Raw genomic sequence first — 16,532 nt, 5'->3', positions numbered from 1 at the left:
TGGGGGCGGTGAGCGCGCGAAAAACCGCTTGAAACCTTCCCCATTTTACGTTTACGTTAACGTAATAGAAGAATTATCAGGGACACCCATGAACGATCTGACTTCCGCCAAGACCCTCGCCGCCGACACGCCGGCGCGGCCGGCCAACAAGGTGCGCTTCGTGACGGCCGCTTCGCTGTTCGACGGCCACGATGCTTCCATCAACATCATGCGCCGCATCCTGCAGTCGCATGGCGTCGAGGTCGTGCACCTCGGACATAACCGTTCCGTCGACGAGGTGGTCACCGCTGCCCTGGCGGAAGACGTGCAGGGCATCGCGATCTCCAGCTACCAGGGCGGCCACGTCGAGTACTTCAAGTACATGATCGACCTGCTGCGCCAGCGCGGCGGTGCCCACATCAAGGTGTTCGGTGGTGGCGGCGGCGTCATCGTGCCATCCGAGATCGCGGAACTGCACGACTATGGCGTGACGCGCATCTTCAGCCCGGAGGACGGCCAGCGCATGGGCCTTGCCGGCATGATCCAGTGGATGGTGCAGCAGTGCGACGTCGACCTGTCGCAGTATTCGCCGACGTCGCTGGCGCCGCTGCAAGGCGGCGACATCGTGGACCGTCACCGCCCGCTGGCGCAGTTGATCACGGCGCTGGAGAACGACAAGGCAGCGCCCGAGCTGCGCCGCGAGCTGCTGCAAGCTGCCGAGCGCCTGAACGTGCCGACGCTGGGCATCACGGGCACGGGCGGCGCAGGCAAGTCGTCGCTGACCGATGAGCTGATCCGCCGCATCCGGCTGGACCAGGAAGACGCCATCAACATCGCGATCATCTCGATCGATCCGTCGCGCCGCAAGTCCGGTGGCGCGCTGCTGGGCGACCGCATCCGCATGAACGCGATCAACCCATGGAATGGGCAGCATCGCGTCTTCATGCGCTCGCTCGCGACGCGCGAAGCAGGCTCCGAAATCTCGCAGGCGCTGCCCGACGTGATCGCCGCGTGCAAGGTGGCGGGCTTCGACCTCGTCATCGTCGAGACGTCCGGCATCGGCCAGGGCGACGCGGCGATCGTGCCGCACGTGGACGTGTCGATGTACGTGATGACGCCGGAATTCGGCGCCGCCTCGCAGCTGGAAAAAATCGACATGCTGGACTTCGCGGACTTCATCGCGATCAACAAGTTCGACCGCAAGGGTGCGCAGGATGCGCTGCGCGACGTCGCGAAGCAGTACCAGCGCAACCGCGAGCTGTGGAGCCAGAACCCGGACCAGATGCCCGTCTACGGCACCCAGGCATCGCGCTTCAACGACGACGGCGTCACCGCGCTGTACCAGGGCCTGCTGCCGAAGCTGGCCGGCTTCGGCTTGCGCGCCCGCCCCGGCACGCTGGCGCCGGTGAACGTGCGCCACAGCTCGGGCAAGAACGTGATCGTGCCGCCGGCCCGCGCGCGCTACCTGGCCGAGATCGCGGACACGGTGCGCGGCTACCACAAGCAGGTGCGCCGGCAGGCCGTGCTGGCGCGCGAGCGTCAGCAGCTCACGGAAGCGAAGCGCATGCTGGCGGCCGCAGGCAAGGTGGCCAACCTCGCCGCTGATTTCGACGACGTGATCGGCGAGCGCGAACAGGCGCTGGACGGCACCGCGAAGAAGCTGCTGGCGATGTGGCCGGACATGCAGGCCGCGTATGCGGGCGACGAATACGTCGTCAAGATTCGCGACAAGGAAATCCGCACGGGCCTCGTGCAGCACACGCTGTCCGGCACGAAAATCAGGAAGGTGTCGCTGCCGAAGTACGAGGACCACGGCGAGCTGCTGCGCTGGCTGATGCTGGAGAACGTCCCCGGCTCGTTCCCTTACACGGCCGGCGTGTTCGCGTTCAAGCGCGAAGGCGAGGACCCGACGCGCATGTTCGCCGGCGAAGGCGATGCATTCCGCACCAACCGCCGCTTCAAGCTCGTCTCCGAAGGGCTCGATGCAAAGCGGCTGTCCACCGCTTTCGACTCCGTCACCTTGTACGGCGCGGACCCCGCGCTGCGGCCGGACATCTACGGCAAGGTCGGCAACTCGGGCGTGTCGATCGCCACCCTGGACGACATGAAGGTGCTGTACGACGGCTTCGACCTGTGCAACCCATCGACGTCCGTCTCGATGACGATCAACGGCCCCGCGCCGACGATCCTGGCGATGTTCATGAACACGGCGATCGACCAGCAGATGGACAAGTTCGTCGCCGAGAATCACCGCCAGCCGACCGACGACGAAGCGGCGAAGATCCGCGCATGGGTGCTGCAGAACGTGCGCGGCACGGTGCAGGCCGACATCCTGAAGGAAGACCAGGGCCAGAACACGTGCATCTTCTCGACCGAGTTCTCGCTGAAGGTGATGGGCGATATCCAGGAGTACTTCGTGCATCACCAGGTGCGCAATTTCTACTCGGTGTCCATCTCGGGGTATCACATCGCCGAAGCGGGCGCGAACCCGATCTCGCAGCTGGCGTTCACACTGTCGAACGGCTTCACGTTCGTCGAAGCGTACCTGGCGCGCGGCATGCACATCGACGACTTCGCGCCGAACCTGTCGTTCTTCTTCTCGAACGGCATGGACCCGGAATACACGGTGCTCGGCCGCGTCGCCCGCCGCCTCTGGGCCGTGACGATGCGCGACAAGTACGGCGCGAATGAGCGCAGCCAGAAGCTGAAGTACCACATCCAGACCTCCGGCCGCTCGCTGCATGCGCAGGAGATCGACTTCAACGACATCCGCACGACGTTGCAGGCGCTGATCGCGATCTACGACAACTGCAACTCGCTGCACACCAACGCGTACGACGAGGCGATCACGACGCCGACCGACGAATCGGTGCGCCGCGCGCTGGCGATCCAGCTGATCATCAACCGCGAATGGGGCCTGGCGAAGAACGAGAATCCGAACCAGGGCTCGTTCATCATCGAGGAGCTGACCGACCTGGTGGAAGAAGCCGTGCTGCAGGAGTTCGAGCGCATCGCCGAACGGGGCGGCGTCCTGGGCGCGATGGAGACGGGCTACCAGCGCGGCAAGATCCAGGAAGAGTCGCTGCTGTACGAGCACCGCAAGCACGACGGCTCGCTGCCGATCATCGGCGTCAACACGTTCCGCAATCCGAAGGGCGTGGAGATTCCGCAGACGCTGGAGCTGGCCCGTTCGACGGACGACGAGAAGCAATCGCAGCTGACGCGCCTGGCCGACTTCCACACCCGTCACGCGAACGAGGCACCGGCCGCGCTGGCGGCGCTGCGCCAGGCCGCGATCGACAACGAGAACGTGTTCGCGAAGCTGATGGACGCCGTGCGCGTCTGCTCGCTGGGCCAGATCACGAATGCGCTGTTCGAGGTCGGTGGCCAGTACCGCCGCAATATGTGACACGGGGCCGGGATGCGTGAAACAACACGCATCCCGGCCGCACTGATCGTCCTCAACCCTTCCCTTCGCCTTCTGGCGACCTCTGCTGTGTATCAATACGGCACCCACATGCTCCGCTAACGTCATATTTCACCGCCCAGGCCTCGATGAGGACCGACATGAAATATGCACGCCTGACGCCGGGCCACGGCTTCAAACCTGCGAACAGCTTCCTCTACTACCTGCAACGCATCATCGTCTCTCCTCCATTACGCGGGCTGTGCGTGCGCATGTTCCGCAACTGGGTGCGGGTGCGCCACGGCATCTCCGCGCCGGCCCCCGCGCCCGCGCAGAAGCTTCTGCTGGACCGGCTGCACGCGGAAGGCTACGCACCGCTGGGTAACGTGCTGACGGACGGCCAGTGCGCCGACATCCACGCCTATTTCGCCGACAAGACGCTGACGGACCGCCAGGACGACACGTCGCGCTTCACGCTGGCCGCGGTGCCGCCGGCCGCGCGGCTGGCCGAATACAGCCTGCACGACATCATCCGCTGCCCGCACATCCTGTCGCTGGCCAACGATCCCGCGCTGCTGGAGCTGGCCGAGCGCTACATCGGCTGCAAGCCGACGATCTCGCAACTGGGCGTGCGCTGGTCGTTTCCCACGCCGGGCCGGCGCTCGGACCTGCAGACGTTCCACCGCGACTCCGAGGACTGGCGCTATTTCAAGGTGATCGTCTACCTGACCGACGTGGGTGCGGCGGATGGACCGCACGTCTACGTGCGCGGCACGCACAAGACGCGCGCGCCGGTGCGCCTGAAGCTGCAGACCGATGGCGAGATCAGCGAGGAATATGGCGCCGAACGACTGATCACGGCCGTCGGCGAGCGCGGCTTCGGCTTTGCCGTCGATACTGCCGGCGTCCACAAGGGCGCGCCGCCGGTCGGCACGCCGCGCCTGATGTTGCAGATCCAGTACTCGCTGTTCCGCAGCTATGCCTATGTGTACGAGCCGGAACCGTACACGGGGTCCTTGCCTTTCGACCGTTACATCAACCGCTTGATCCTGACCTGAAGGAGAGACCGCCTCATGACGATGATCGAAATTACCCTGCCCCGCGAACTGGCCGAGGAAGCGGCCGAATTGGGCCTGCTGAAATCGCAGGTCGTGGCTGAGCTGCTGCGCGACGAGATCCGCCGCCGCACGTTCTCCGACTTGCTGGCCCATGGCGGCCTGGCGCTCGACGAGCCGGTCGAGATCCCACCCAGGCCTCGCCGCCGCTCTTCCTGACCGTTCAGCCGGGGCAAGGCCCGATCGTCGCCCCGGGCAGCAACACCGGCTGCCACAACTCCTGCAGTCCCGCCGCCGGCGCACCGTTCAACAGCGCCAGCAGCATCGCGGCCATCCGTGCGCCCGCGTCCCGCGCGTCCGGCTGGTCGATCGTCGTCACGTCGAGCCCCGCCAACCCGTCGGCCATCGTGCCCCATACCACCAGCGACACGTCGCGGCCGATCGCCAGGCCCGCATCGAGCAGCGCGCGCACGGCGCCGACGCCGGACAGGTGGCTGTCGACGATGACGGCCGTCGGCCGCGGCGTGGCCGCCAGCAGGCGCTGCATAGCCTGGTAGCCGCTGCGGCGGTCGATCGCCGATTCGATCAGGTGGCGCGGGTCCGGCGTCAGCCCCGCTTCGGCCATGCACGCGAGGTAGCTGTCGCGGCGCTGGCGCGCGAAATTCAGCGTGTCCGGGGAGCCGAGCAAGGCGATGCGGCGGTGGCCCTGCGCCAGCAGCGCGTGCATCGCCAGGCGGATGCCGGCCGCGTTGTCGTAGTCGAACCACGCGTACGGTGCCGCGCTGGCGGTGCGCCCGTGCGCGACGAAAGGAAAGCCGGCGTCCGTCAGGTAGGCGATGCGCGCATCGTCGACCTGCGTGCGGCTGACGATCAACCCGTCGATCCGCCGCCCCGTCACCATCTGCGCATAGGTCGGCAACTCATTGGCCGGCGAGACGGGCACGATGATGAAGTTCATGCCGGCCGCTTCCAGCGCGGCCGACACGCCGCCGACGACGTCCAGGAACATCGGGTCGCCCAGGTCGGCCGGCAGCAGCGGATAGATGATGCCCAGCACATTGCTGCGGCCGACGGCAAGATGACGCGCCACCGGATTGGCCCGGTAGCCTGCCGCCGCCGCGGCCTCCAGCACGCGCTGCCGGGTGCGTTCGGAGACTTCGGGATAGCCGTTCAGCGCCCGGCTGACGGTGGTCTTCGACATGCCGAGCGTGTCGGCCAGGGCTTTCAGGTTCATGCGGTGGTGGTCGTGCGGCGATGCGTCAGTGCTGGCTGCCCATTATAGTGGAGGCCCCCAGCTGGTCGCCGCCATCGCCCGCGCCTTCGACGGCGCGGCGGAAGAAGAACAGCATCACCAGCACCACGCCGATCGGCACCAGCGTCAGGTAGAACGCGAAGTGGCCGCTGAACGCGCCGAACACGTAGCCCGTGATCAGCGAGCCGGTGGTACCGCCCAGCGCCGAGAAGATCACGAGCAGCCCCGTCATCGCTGAATGCTGGGCCGGCGGCAGGGAACTGAGCATCACGGAATTGATGCCCGGGTAGATCGGCGCCATGAACAGGCCGATCAGCGGGAACAGGAAGGCGGCCGCCGGCGCCGTGGCCCACGTGACGTTCGGGTTGGCCACCACGTCGTGCGTCAGCGGCAGCGCCAGTACCACGACGGCGCCCATGCCCAGCAGGCAGACGTTCATCACCGGATACCAGTGCAGCCGGCGCAGCACGATGCCGGCCGACAGGCGCCCGGCTGCCAGGCACGCGGCGAAGATGCTCGTCACCTGCACGCTCATCGCCGCCGGCAGCTTCAGGATCTCGTTGTTGAACGTGGGCAGCCAGGAGCCGACGCTCTGTTCGATCAGCACGTACAGGAAGGCAGTGACGACGAAGATGCACACGAGCGGCTTGAAGAACAGCTTCAGCATCGCGGCGAAGTCCTGCGCCGGCGTGCGCTCGGCCGGCAGCGCGGCCAGGCGCTCGTCGAACGTCGTCATCGTCAGCAGCACGAACGTGGCCGCGCACAGTGCCGCCAGCAGCCAGTAGACGTTCAGCCAGCCGCGCGACGACGGATCGTGGGAATCGATGAAGAATCCGAACACCCAGTAAGCGCACAGCACGCCCACCATGAAGAAGCCTTCCAGCAGGTTCATCAGGCCGGCATGCTCCTTGCGGTCCTTCGCGATCAACCCCAGCGTCGAATACACCGAGACCTTGGTCAGCGCGAACGACACGCCGACCGCGAGGAACAGCAGCTTGGCCGTGCCGAATGCCGGCACCAGCGGCATCGCCAGGCACGCGCACGTGACGATGGCAAGCCCCACCAGCATCGCACGCTTGTAGCCGAGCCGCGGCAGGAACGAGGCGACCGCGAACGACACGATGGCGATCGGCAGGTCCTTGAAGCCTTCCAGCACGCTGGCGGACGACTTGCTGACGCCGTAGCTGTGGATCACCTGCAGGATCACCGTGCCCACGCTGTTCAGCAGGATCGCGAACACGAAGTAGATCAGGAATAGTATGAACAGGATGCGGCGTCGTTGCATGATGTCTCCTCCGCTGTTTTTATAAATTATTTATATTGTTCGAGCCGGAACTGCGTCAGGTCGGGAATCACGATGTCCGCCGCCGCCAGTACCTGCGGGTCGCCGACGCCCACGGCATACATGCCCGCCGCCTTGATCGACGAGACGCCCGCCACGGCATCCTCCACGCCGAAGCATGCGTCCGGCGTCACGCGCAGCTCGCGCGCCGCCTTCAGGAAGATCTCCGGATCGGGCTTGCCCTTGGCGATCGTGCCCGCATCGACGACGTAGTCGAACTTGCCCGTGATGCCGAGGCGGTCGAGCACCGTGAACGCGTTGCGGCTGACGGAGGCCAGGCCGATCTTCAGGCCCGCGGCGCGGCAGTCGTCCAGCGCCGCCACGGCGCCGGGCAGCAGGTCGCTCGGCGTCATCGTTGCGATCAGCTCCTTGTAATGCTCGTTCTTTTCGGTGGCCAGCGCCAGCTTTTCGGCGTCGCTGTAGCGGCGCGTTGCGGATGCCAGGATCAGCTCCAGGGAGCCCATCCGGTCGATGCCCTTCAGGTGCTCGTTGAACGCCTCGTCGAAATGCACGCCCTGCGACTCGGCCAGGCGCTTCCAGGCCAGGTAATGGTAGCGGGCGGTGTCGGTGATGACGCCGTCCAGGTCGAAGATCACTGCTGCGAATCGACTCATGCCGCCTCCTCGTGTTGCGGTTGTGCGGCCGTCAGCGCGACGCCGCGGCCATGGTGGGTGAACTCCAGCGCGTCGCCCTGCAGCAGGCTGTAGATGGTCCCCGTTTCCGTGACGCTGACCTGCAGCAGGCAGCCGCGCAGGTGGATGCGGAAGCGGTAGCCTTGCCAGCGCTTCGGCAGCGTCGGCGCGAACCGCAACGTGCCGCCATCGGTGCGCATGCCGCCGAAGCCGTACGCCACGCCCATCCACGTGCCGGCCATCGCCGCCGTGTGCACGCCGTGGCATGTATTGCCGTGGGTGTCGTCCAGGTCGAGGCGGGCCGTCTCCATGAAGTAGTCGTACGCCTTGTCGGCATAGCCCACTTCGGCGGCGATGATCGAGAAGATGCACGAGGACAGCGACGAGTCGTGCGTCGTCACCGCCTCGTAGTAGTCGAAGTCGCGCTGCTTGTCGGCCGCGTCGAAGCGTGACGACAGCAGCAGCAGCGCCAGCACGACGTCCGCCTGCTTGCACACCTGGTGCCGGTAGATCACCATCGGGTGGTAGTTCAGCAGCAGCGGATAGTTTTCCTTCGGCGTACCGGCGAAATCCCAGCGCTTCTTGGACAGGAAGCTGTCGTCCTGCTCATGGATGCGCAGCTCGGCGTCGTACGGCAGGAACATGCGGCCGGCCGCGCGGCGCCACTCGTCCGGCTCGGCGGGATCGAGTTCCATCGAACGCACGACGCGGGCGTGATCGTCGGGGAACTCGCGCGCCAGCCGGTCGGACAGCGCGGCGGCAAACTCGAGGTGCGCCTGCGCCATCGCGTTCGTGTAGTAATTGTTGTTGACGAGCGCCGTGTATTCGTCCGGCCCCGTCACCTCGTTGATGACGAAGCGGCCGTGGCGGTCGTAGCTGCCGATCGCGGTCCAGATGCGCGCCGTTTCCATCACGATCTCGGCGCCATGCGCGCGCATCCAGTCGTCGTCGCCCGTCGCTTCCAGATATTGGCGGATCGAGTACGCGACGTCGGCGTTGATGTGGTACTGCGCGGTGCCGGCCGGGAAGTAGGCCGAGCATTCTTCGCCGGCGATCGTGCGCCACGGGTACAACGCGCCTTTCGGGTGCGACATCTGGCGCGCGCGCCGGCGCGCCGACTCCAGGCCCGCCCAGCGGTACTCCAGCAGTGCGCGGGCGATCTCCGGCTTGTTGTACAGGAAGAACGGGAAGATGTAGATCTCCGTGTCCCAGAAGTAGTGGCCTTCATAGCCCTCGCCCGTGACGCCCTTCGCCGAGATGTTCGTCTTGCCGTCGCGGCCCACCGATTGCAACAGGTGGAATTCGTTGAAGCGCATGCCTTGCTGCAGCAGGTCGTCGCCGATGATCTCGACGTCCGCGTGGCCCCAGAAGTCGGCCAGGTAGGCTTCCTGCCGCGCGGCCAGCGCCGCGAAGCCGTCCGCGCGCGCCGCTTCGAGCACGGCGCGGCTGCGCGCCATCAGTTCATTCTCCGGATAGTCGCGCGACGTGTGGTACGCCGCGTACTTCGTCACACGCAGCGGCTGGTCCTGCACGGCCTGCAGCGTGTACACCTGCTCCAGGCGCAGGTTGCCGCGCCGGCATTCCGGTTCGCCCGTGGCCTCCGTCAGCGTGGCGCTGACCAGCATGAAGCCGCTGTTGCGGGTGCGCTGCACCAGCGCGCTGAAGTGGCCGGCCTGCTCGGTGCCCACCAGTTCCAGCGACGCGCCGGACACCGACGAGCCCACACGTGGATCGTCACCTGCCTCCAGGTTCTTCACGGCGCCGTCGAGCGCCGCCACGATGCGCACCGTGCCCGCGAAATTGAGCGGCGTGACCTCGACCTCCAGCGCCAGCAGGTGCTTCTCGGCGAAGCTCACGAGCCGCCGGCTGGAGAGCGCGATCGTGCGGCCCTGCGGCGACGTCCAGCGCAGCGAACGTTCCAGCACACCGGTGCGCACGTCCAGCCGGCGCTCGTATGCCTCCAGCCGCCCTTGCAGCGGATCGAAGCGCTCGTCCTCCAGCCAGATCCCGATGCCTTTCGCATTCGGCACGTTCAGCATGAACTGGTTCGTCTTCGCCAGCCCGTGTGCCGTTTCCGGGTAGTGGATCGGCTCGGACTCGTAGAAGCCGTTCAGGTAGGTGCCGTCGAGCGACGTGCCGGCCGGGCCGGACCAGCCCTCTTCGGCCGTGCCGCGCACGCCGATGTAGCCGTTACCGAGCGCGAACAGCGTCTCGTTCAGGAAATGGGTGGCCGGGTCCAGCGCCTGTTCGCGCAGGCACCACGGATCAGGGGGAAAGCGGTGGGTGGGGTTGGTATTCACGGTCTCCTCACTTGTTCAAACCGGTTTGGATTTCACTTGCATCACGCTGCAGGGTGCCGGCTGGCGGGGTGTCACTGCTTGCTTTTAAAGGTTGCTCACGTCTGCCGCACCATCAGCGTGGTGGGCAGCACTTCGGATGTGGCAGGCTGGCCGTTCATCAGGTCCAGCATTTTTTTCGCCAGCAGCACGCCGCCGTCGCGCAGGTACTGGTGCACGGACGTCAGCGGCGGCACGAAGCTGGCCGCTCCGGGCGTATCGTCGTAACCGATCACGGAAACGATTTCAGGCACGCGCAGGTTTTTCTCCGCGAGCGCGCGGATCGCGCCCATCGCCAGCAGGTCGCTGGCGGCGAACACGCCGTCGAACACGGGGCCCTTCTTCTTCAACAGCGCCGAGATGCAATCGAAGCCCGCCTCGAACGTGAACGCCTTCGGGCGCATGATGTGCACCGTGCCCTGGCCGCCGATCGCGTCGATGAAGCCGGCGCAGCGCTCCTGCACCTCCGCGTGGTCGACGTCGCCCAGGAACACGAGCTTCTTGCGGCCCTGCTCGAGGAAGCGGTGCGCGGCGCTGATGCCGCCCTTGCGGTTGTCGCTGCCGACGACGACGGTATCCGAATCCGGTGCCGGCGCGCCCCAGACGACGAGCGGGCGGCCCGTCTTCTGCAGCGCCGTGACGGCTTCGCCATGCGAGCCCTGGCCCAGCAGGATCAAGCCGTCCGCGCCCTGCACCGGTGCCGTGTCGAGCAATTGCTTCGACGTCAGCACGACGCTGTAGCCGGCCGTCGTCAGCTCCTGCGTGATGCCGCCCAACAGTTCCAGCGGATACGGATCGGACATCGGCCGGCCCTTCTCCGGTGTCATTTCTACCACAACCGCGACGGAATACGACCGCCCCATGCGCAGGTTACGCGCGCTGACGTTGAAGCGATAGCCCTGCTCCTCGGCGATGCGGCGCACCTTTTCGCGGGTGGCGTCGGTCACCAGCGGGCTGTTGCGGAGCGCCCGCGACACGGTGATCTTGGAGACGCCGGCCAGCTGGGCCAGGTCTTCCATCGTCAGTCCGGAATCGGTTTTCGCAGTCGCCATCGCTCGCCTAGAGAAAAAATCAGGGGGCATTATGACAGATTCGCCACAGTTGTCACGAAAAATGACATCGATAACAATTCGATTGACATCGATGTCATTTTTGCGCTTCAATGGCAAGCATAACGGCCGAACAACACGGCCAAAGCGGCAGCGCCGGCCACGGCGCATTGTCCGGAGACGACAATCCATCACAAGAAAGCGAACCGCCATGAAGAACAGATTTCTGATGTCCTCGATTTCCCTCGCCATCCTGACGCTCGCCCACCAGGCCAGCCACGCCCAGGCCGCGCAAGAGACGACGGCCACGCCACAGCAAGCACCGGCAGTGCCCCAGGACGCCCAGGCCACCGTACCCGCCACACCCCAGCAGACGCCGGCCGCGCCGCAAGACGCCACGGCCGCGGCACCGGCCGCGCAGGACAGCGCCGGCGCATCCGGTGCCGGCGCCCAGGGCGGCGGCCAAACCGGCGCGCAGGCCGCGACCAGCAATGCGGTCCAAAACGAGATCCAGCAAGTGGTCGTGACGGGCGTCGCCACCGGCGGCGTGCGCAAGCTCGACTCGGCATTCTCGATCACGACGGCCAGCGAGGAACAATTGAAACAGGCGTCGCCCAGCAGCACCGCCGACATCCTGAAGCTGGTGCCCGGCGTGTATGCCGAAGCGACGGGAGGCCAGTCCGGCGCGAACATCGAAGTGCGCGGCTTCCCGTCCGGCTCCGACTCGCCGTTCGTGTCCGTGCAGCTGATGGGCAATCCGATCTATCCGGTGCCGACGCTGTCGTTCTTCGAAGGCTCGTCGGCGTTCCGCCTGGACGATACGGTGGAGCGCGTGGAAGTACTACGCGGCGGCCCAAGCACGATCTTCTCCAGCGGCCAGCCCGGCGCGACGATGAACTTCATCCTGAAAAAGGGCACGGACACGCCGGAAGGCTCGATCCGCTTCTCGACGGGCACGGGTGAACTGCGTCGCGTGGACGTCTACTACGGCGGCAAGATCGCCGACAACTGGTACGGCACGATCGGCGGCTTCTACCGCAACACGAACGGCGTGCGCGATGCCGGCTTCCCGGCCGACAAGGGCGGCCAGATCACTGCGACCTTGACGCGCAAGCTGGACCAGGGCGAGGTGACGTTCTACGCCCGCCGCACGGACGACAAGAACGCGTTCTACACGGGCGTGCCGCTGATCTCGTCGAACGAAGGCCGCACGATCTCCGAGTTCCCCGGCTTCGATCCGCTGACGGGCACGTTGATGAGCGGCGAGATGCGCCGCTTCACCGTCGAAGCGGGCCCCGGCCGCACACTGAACTACGACTTGGGCGATGGCCGCGGCCTGAAGTCCACCGTGTTCGGCATCGACTTCGCGCAGACGATCTCCGGCTGGAACGTGTCGAACAAGTTCAATTACTTCGACGGCGACCTGAACACGGTGGCCATGTTCACCGGGAATAACCCGCTGTCGATGAGCGCCTATAACGCCAATGCGCTGGCCACCTATGGCGCCGGCGCGACCCGCGCGACGGCCCGCTACCTGGACGGCACGCCCGTCGCCGCCGACCAGCAGGTGGTGCAGGCCGGCCTGTGGGCCGTCGAGAAGCAGCTGCAGTCCGCCACCGACGAGATTCGCGTCAGCCGCGAATGGATGAAGGACAATACGGTGACGATCGGCGGCTATTTCGCCAACTACTCGTCGGACGACGTCTGGTACCTCGGTAACAGCCACCTGATGACGGCCGTGCCCAACGCCCGGCTGATCGACGTGCGCCTCGATAACGGCGTGATCGTGTCGAACCAGGGCAAGGAAGGCCCCGTCAACTACGCGCCGGTGGCCACTTATGACGGCAGCAACACGGCCCTGTTCATCGCCAACGAATGGAAGGTCAACGACCGCATCAAGGTCGACGGCGGTGTGCGGCGCGAGCGCCAGAAGCTCGATGCGACCGTGTCGAACCTGACGACGATCGATGCGGACAACAACCCGCTGACCGTCTACAACAACAACACGTCGACGCCGACCGGTTCGAACACGGCGCTGCACCGCACGGATTCGGCCACGTCGTTCACCGTGGGCGGCAACTTCAAGCTGGCCCGCGACGCCAGCATCTTCGCCCGCGCCAACAAGGGCCACACGTTCGTCGCGTTCGACGACCTGCGCAACGCCGGCACGCAAGCGAAGGTGGACGACCGCAGCATCCTGCCGACGCCGAGCATCAAGCAGTTCGAGGTAGGCTTCAAGACGGCGACGCCGCTGTACAGCGCGTACATCAACTACTTCCACACGGAGTTCGACGGCATCGCGTTCCAGCAGATCCTGGCCGACGGCACGATCCTGAACCGCGTCAGCGGCTCGAAGGGCAACGGCGTGGAGTTCGAGCTGGGCCTGCGCCCGATCCGCGACCTGACCCTGACGCTGACGGGCGACTGGCAGGATTCGGAGTACAAGGACAATCCGGATACCGCCGGCAAGCGCGTGCAGCGCCAGCCGAAGCTGCAATACCGCTTCACGCCGTCGTACCGGATCCCGATCGGCGACAACGAGCTGAAACTGTATGGCACGTTCACGTACATCGGCGACCGCTGGGCCGACCAGCTGAACCAGCAGTACCTGCCGTCGTACAAGACGTACGACCTGGGTGCCGTGTTCCGCATCGGCGAGAAGATCGAATTCCGCGTCAGCGGCAACAACCTGTCAAACGAGCTGGGTCTCACCGAAGGCAACTCGCGCCTGACGACGGGCGGCACGGGCCCGATCAACGCGCGCCCGCTGTTCGGCCGCACGTGGGAAGCTTCGGTGATGTATCGGTTCTGACCTGTTTTGAGATGTCCCTGGACGGGTGGAATCCAAGGCCGCCCGCGCCGAATCTCACTTTGGCGGCCTGCGGGCCGCTTTTTTTTATGTACGAATACGCAAGCATGTTGTTCGTACTTTGACGCCTTCCCTACCCTTCTCCACTATTTTTTGCGGGTCGTGAATCTCTTTCGATAATTCACCAGATAACTTCCGATCGCGTCGCCGCCGGCACTTTCGATTTCATCAATCGTCCCACTCGCAAGTGCGTCCGCAATGGCGATATCGACAGACATATCAAGAGGCGGACGCTGGATTGTCCAAAGGAGGTCGAAATATGCCTCACTGATCTGCAGGCCATCAAATATGTCATGGAAGCGGGGCTCTGATATTTGCTCTCGGCGCAAAACATCGAGAAAGAGGAGCTTGATAAGTCTGTCGAGGCCTTTTTCCGCCAGGCCCCCCTTATCGAACTCGAACCCCGACCACATCACCGGGTCTCGCAGGTCTGACATTTCACCCGTGTCCATCTCCTCCAAGCGCGAGACCAGAGTTGCGTTAGGTGCGATCACAAAGTATATATCGTGCCTCATTTCATCCTCCGCCTTTACCGGACACTTCAGGCCCGCGCTTCCGCCCCATGCAACAGCGGACTCCACATCCGCCGGTGCGCCTCGTCCGGCTGGCACAACGTCAGGCTTTCCTGCGCCCGCGTCATCGCCACGTACAGGAAGCGGCGCTCCTCGGCCAGGTCGGCGCTGCGCGGGAATTCGCCGTGCTGCAGGTAAGGCACGATCACGTGGTTCCACTCCTGCCCCTTCGCCGTTCGCACGGTCGTCAGCACGAGCTGCGCACGTGCGCGATTCGCATCGGTGCGGGCAGACAGCTTGCGCTGGCGGCCGCGCAGCTCCTGCAGGAATTGCTCGACCGGCTTGTTCCCATAGGCCGCTGCGAACTCGGCGAAGTGGGCGATCGAGCGCAGCGCCGCATCGGCCTCGCTGCGCCGCGGCACCGCGCGGCCGACGGCCGCCTTCAGGTCGATCATTCCCCGCACGGCCTGCAGCACGTCGGCCGCGGTGGCGAGGGTCTCCTTGCGCTCGGCCAGCGTGGCCACGCACGCGGCGAACTTCGCTTTCCAGTTGCGCGTGATGATCGTGTCCGCATCGTGCGGCTTGCAGACGATTCCGTCGAAGAACCAGTGCAGCGATGCCGGCGTGGCCGCCACCGTCTCGATCGCCTGCTCCAGCGGATCGTGGCGGGCGGTACGGCTGACCTGCAGGTAGCTGCTGTCGAATTGTGCCGCATCGCCCGGCATCGACACGAACGCCGCCAGCGCACCGACCATCGCGCGCACGGTCGGCTTGTCCTTGTCCAGCGTGTCGTAGCAACCGCTGACGATGTGCAGCAGCGCGCGCATGAACAGTATCTCGGGACGCAGCAGATACGACTCGATGCCCTCGCAGCGGTACGGGATGTTCGCATCGATCAGTGCGTTTTCGAGGTCGATGCTCTGGTCGTCCTCGCGCGTGACGATCGCGATGTCGGACAGCTTCACGTCATGGTGCGCGCCATGCAGCGACTTCACGTGGGCCGCGACGGCGCGCGCGCATCCCATCGGCACACCCGGGTCGTACGCCAGCTTGTGCTGCACCGTGTGCAGGCCGTCGAGCGCTTCGACGGGACGGGATGTGAGCCGTGATGCGGCACGTGCCAGCGCGGCGCCGAAGCGGCGCGAGCGGCGCAGCGGCAGCCGTGCCGCTTCCGGATACGTGGCCGAAAACAGGTCGGTGGAAAAGCGCAGCGCGGCACCGCGCGCGGCATCGATGACCTGGTCGCGGTCGCCCACGACGATGAGGCGCGCGCGCCGCTTCAGCAGGCGCACCAGCGCGAACTCGGCAGCATTCACGTCATGCCATTCGTCGATCAGGTACAGCGCCGGTGCCCACAGCTGCTGGGCGGCGCCCTGATTCAGGTCCAGCACGCGCACGAGGTCGGGCACGAAGTCGTCCGCCGTTTGCCAGTTGAATTCGCCCGGCTCCGGTTCGCGCAGCCGTTCGTATGCCGCGCAGATGTCGATCAGTTCGACTGGCAGGTCCAGCTCGTCCGCCATCTCGAAGCGCTGCACCGAGGCGAAGTCGTCGTCGCCGAAGCGGTGCGTGGACAGTGTTGCCTTCAACAGGCGCAGTACCTGGAACAGGTGGTCGATGCGGTCCGGGCTTTGCTCGATGCCGAAGTCGAAGTCGGACTGCGTGCCGTTCGCTTCGTAACGCTGCCAGACCGCTGCCGCCGCTTCCGTGAGCCGGTCGCGCACCTGCGCGGGGCCGAGCAGCGGCGGCAGCGCGAACAGTCCGGTGGTGTCGAGCTTGCGCAGGTGGCGCAGCGCGAACTCGGCGATCGTCAATGGCGCGATGCCGGATGGCGCGCCCTCCTCGGCCAGCTTCTCGACGAAGCGCTTCTTCGCTCCGTCCGAGAACGCCAGGCACGTGACGGCGGCCGGCGCCAGGCCACGCCGGCATGCCTCGATGCCGGTCATGCACAACGTCGTGGTCTTGCCCGCACCCGCGACCGCATCGATCAGGATGACGTTCGCGCGGGATTGGATGATTTCGGCCTGTTCCTTGCTGGGTTCGTGCGCCATCGCTGTCCTTGGTATTGCTCGTGTATTGCTCGTGTATTGCTCGTGGCGGCAC

Annotated in this window: 11 protein-coding genes; 4 read left to right on the top strand and 7 right to left on the bottom strand. The window is 65.8% G+C overall.

Annotated elements, in window-relative coordinates:
• Positions 1-88: 88 nt before the first annotated feature.
• From icmF to IP92_RS17495, 3 genes are all read left to right on the top strand, one after another.
• The gene (gene icmF / locus IP92_RS17505; RefSeq protein ID WP_145877300.1) at positions 89-3,388 is read left to right on the top strand and encodes a fused isobutyryl-CoA mutase/GTPase IcmF; all 3,300 of its coding nucleotides are present in this window, start codon (positions 89-91) and stop codon (positions 3,386-3,388) included.
• 158 nt (positions 3,389-3,546) lie between these two features.
• The gene (locus IP92_RS17500; RefSeq protein WP_158206768.1) at positions 3,547-4,443 is read left to right on the top strand and encodes a phytanoyl-CoA dioxygenase family protein; all 897 of its coding nucleotides are present in this window, start codon (positions 3,547-3,549) and stop codon (positions 4,441-4,443) included.
• 15 nt (positions 4,444-4,458) lie between these two features.
• Positions 4,459-4,659: a hypothetical protein gene (locus IP92_RS17495; RefSeq protein WP_145877296.1), complete on the top strand. Its 201-nt coding sequence runs from the start codon at positions 4,459-4,461 to the stop codon at positions 4,657-4,659.
• A gap of 4 nt (positions 4,660-4,663) precedes the next feature.
• On the opposite strand, the gene IP92_RS17490 is transcribed toward IP92_RS17495, so the two are convergent.
• The 5 genes from IP92_RS17490 to IP92_RS17470 all read right to left on the bottom strand — a co-directional run bounded on the left by IP92_RS17490 (position 4,664) and on the right by IP92_RS17470 (position 11,054).
• The gene (locus tag IP92_RS17490; protein WP_145877294.1) at positions 4,664-5,674 is read right to left on the bottom strand and encodes a substrate-binding domain-containing protein; all 1,011 of its coding nucleotides are present in this window, start codon (positions 5,672-5,674) and stop codon (positions 4,664-4,666) included.
• A 25-nt stretch (positions 5,675-5,699) separates the two neighbouring features.
• The gene (locus tag IP92_RS17485) at positions 5,700-6,977 is read right to left on the bottom strand and encodes an MFS transporter (protein WP_145877291.1); all 1,278 of its coding nucleotides are present in this window, start codon (positions 6,975-6,977) and stop codon (positions 5,700-5,702) included.
• 26 nt (positions 6,978-7,003) lie between these two features.
• The gene (gene pgmB / locus IP92_RS17480) at positions 7,004-7,648 is read right to left on the bottom strand and encodes a beta-phosphoglucomutase (protein ID WP_145877289.1); all 645 of its coding nucleotides are present in this window, start codon (positions 7,646-7,648) and stop codon (positions 7,004-7,006) included.
• Complete coding sequence (locus IP92_RS17475) at positions 7,645-9,966, bottom strand: glycoside hydrolase family 65 protein (RefSeq protein WP_145877287.1); 2,322 nt, start codon at positions 9,964-9,966, stop codon at positions 7,645-7,647. Before IP92_RS17475 ends, pgmB begins: the two co-directional genes overlap by 4 nt.
• Before the next feature lie 95 nt (positions 9,967-10,061).
• Entirely contained in the window at positions 10,062-11,054 is a 993-nt protein-coding gene (locus IP92_RS17470) for a LacI family DNA-binding transcriptional regulator (protein ID WP_229418829.1), read from the bottom strand.
• Positions 11,055-11,280: 226 nt separating this feature from the next.
• Here IP92_RS17470 and IP92_RS17465 point away from each other — a divergent pair, with 226 nt between their 5' ends.
• Positions 11,281-13,863 carry a TonB-dependent receptor gene (locus IP92_RS17465; RefSeq protein ID WP_145877284.1) on the top strand — a complete coding sequence of 861 codons (2,583 nt, stop codon included), beginning with the start codon at positions 11,281-11,283 and terminating at the stop codon, positions 13,861-13,863.
• A 143-nt stretch (positions 13,864-14,006) separates the two neighbouring features.
• Here the strand turns inward: IP92_RS17465 and IP92_RS17460 are convergent, their stop codons facing one another.
• Both IP92_RS17460 and IP92_RS17455 read right to left on the bottom strand, forming a co-directional pair.
• On the bottom strand, positions 14,007-14,372 hold the full coding sequence (locus IP92_RS17460) for a hypothetical protein (RefSeq protein WP_158206767.1): 366 nt from the start codon (positions 14,370-14,372) through the stop codon (positions 14,007-14,009).
• Between the two features lie 89 nt (positions 14,373-14,461).
• Complete coding sequence (locus IP92_RS17455; RefSeq protein WP_145877280.1) at positions 14,462-16,480, bottom strand: 3'-5' exonuclease; 2,019 nt, start codon at positions 16,478-16,480, stop codon at positions 14,462-14,464.
• Between the last annotated feature and the right edge of the window lie 52 nt (positions 16,481-16,532).

The organism is Pseudoduganella flava, assembly GCF_007830495.1.
In the GTDB taxonomy this organism is placed as follows: Bacteria; Pseudomonadota; Gammaproteobacteria; order Burkholderiales; family Burkholderiaceae_D; genus Rugamonas; species Rugamonas flava.
The sequence above is the reverse complement of the archived record's forward strand: the minus strand, read 5'-3'. Positions and strand labels throughout refer to the sequence as shown.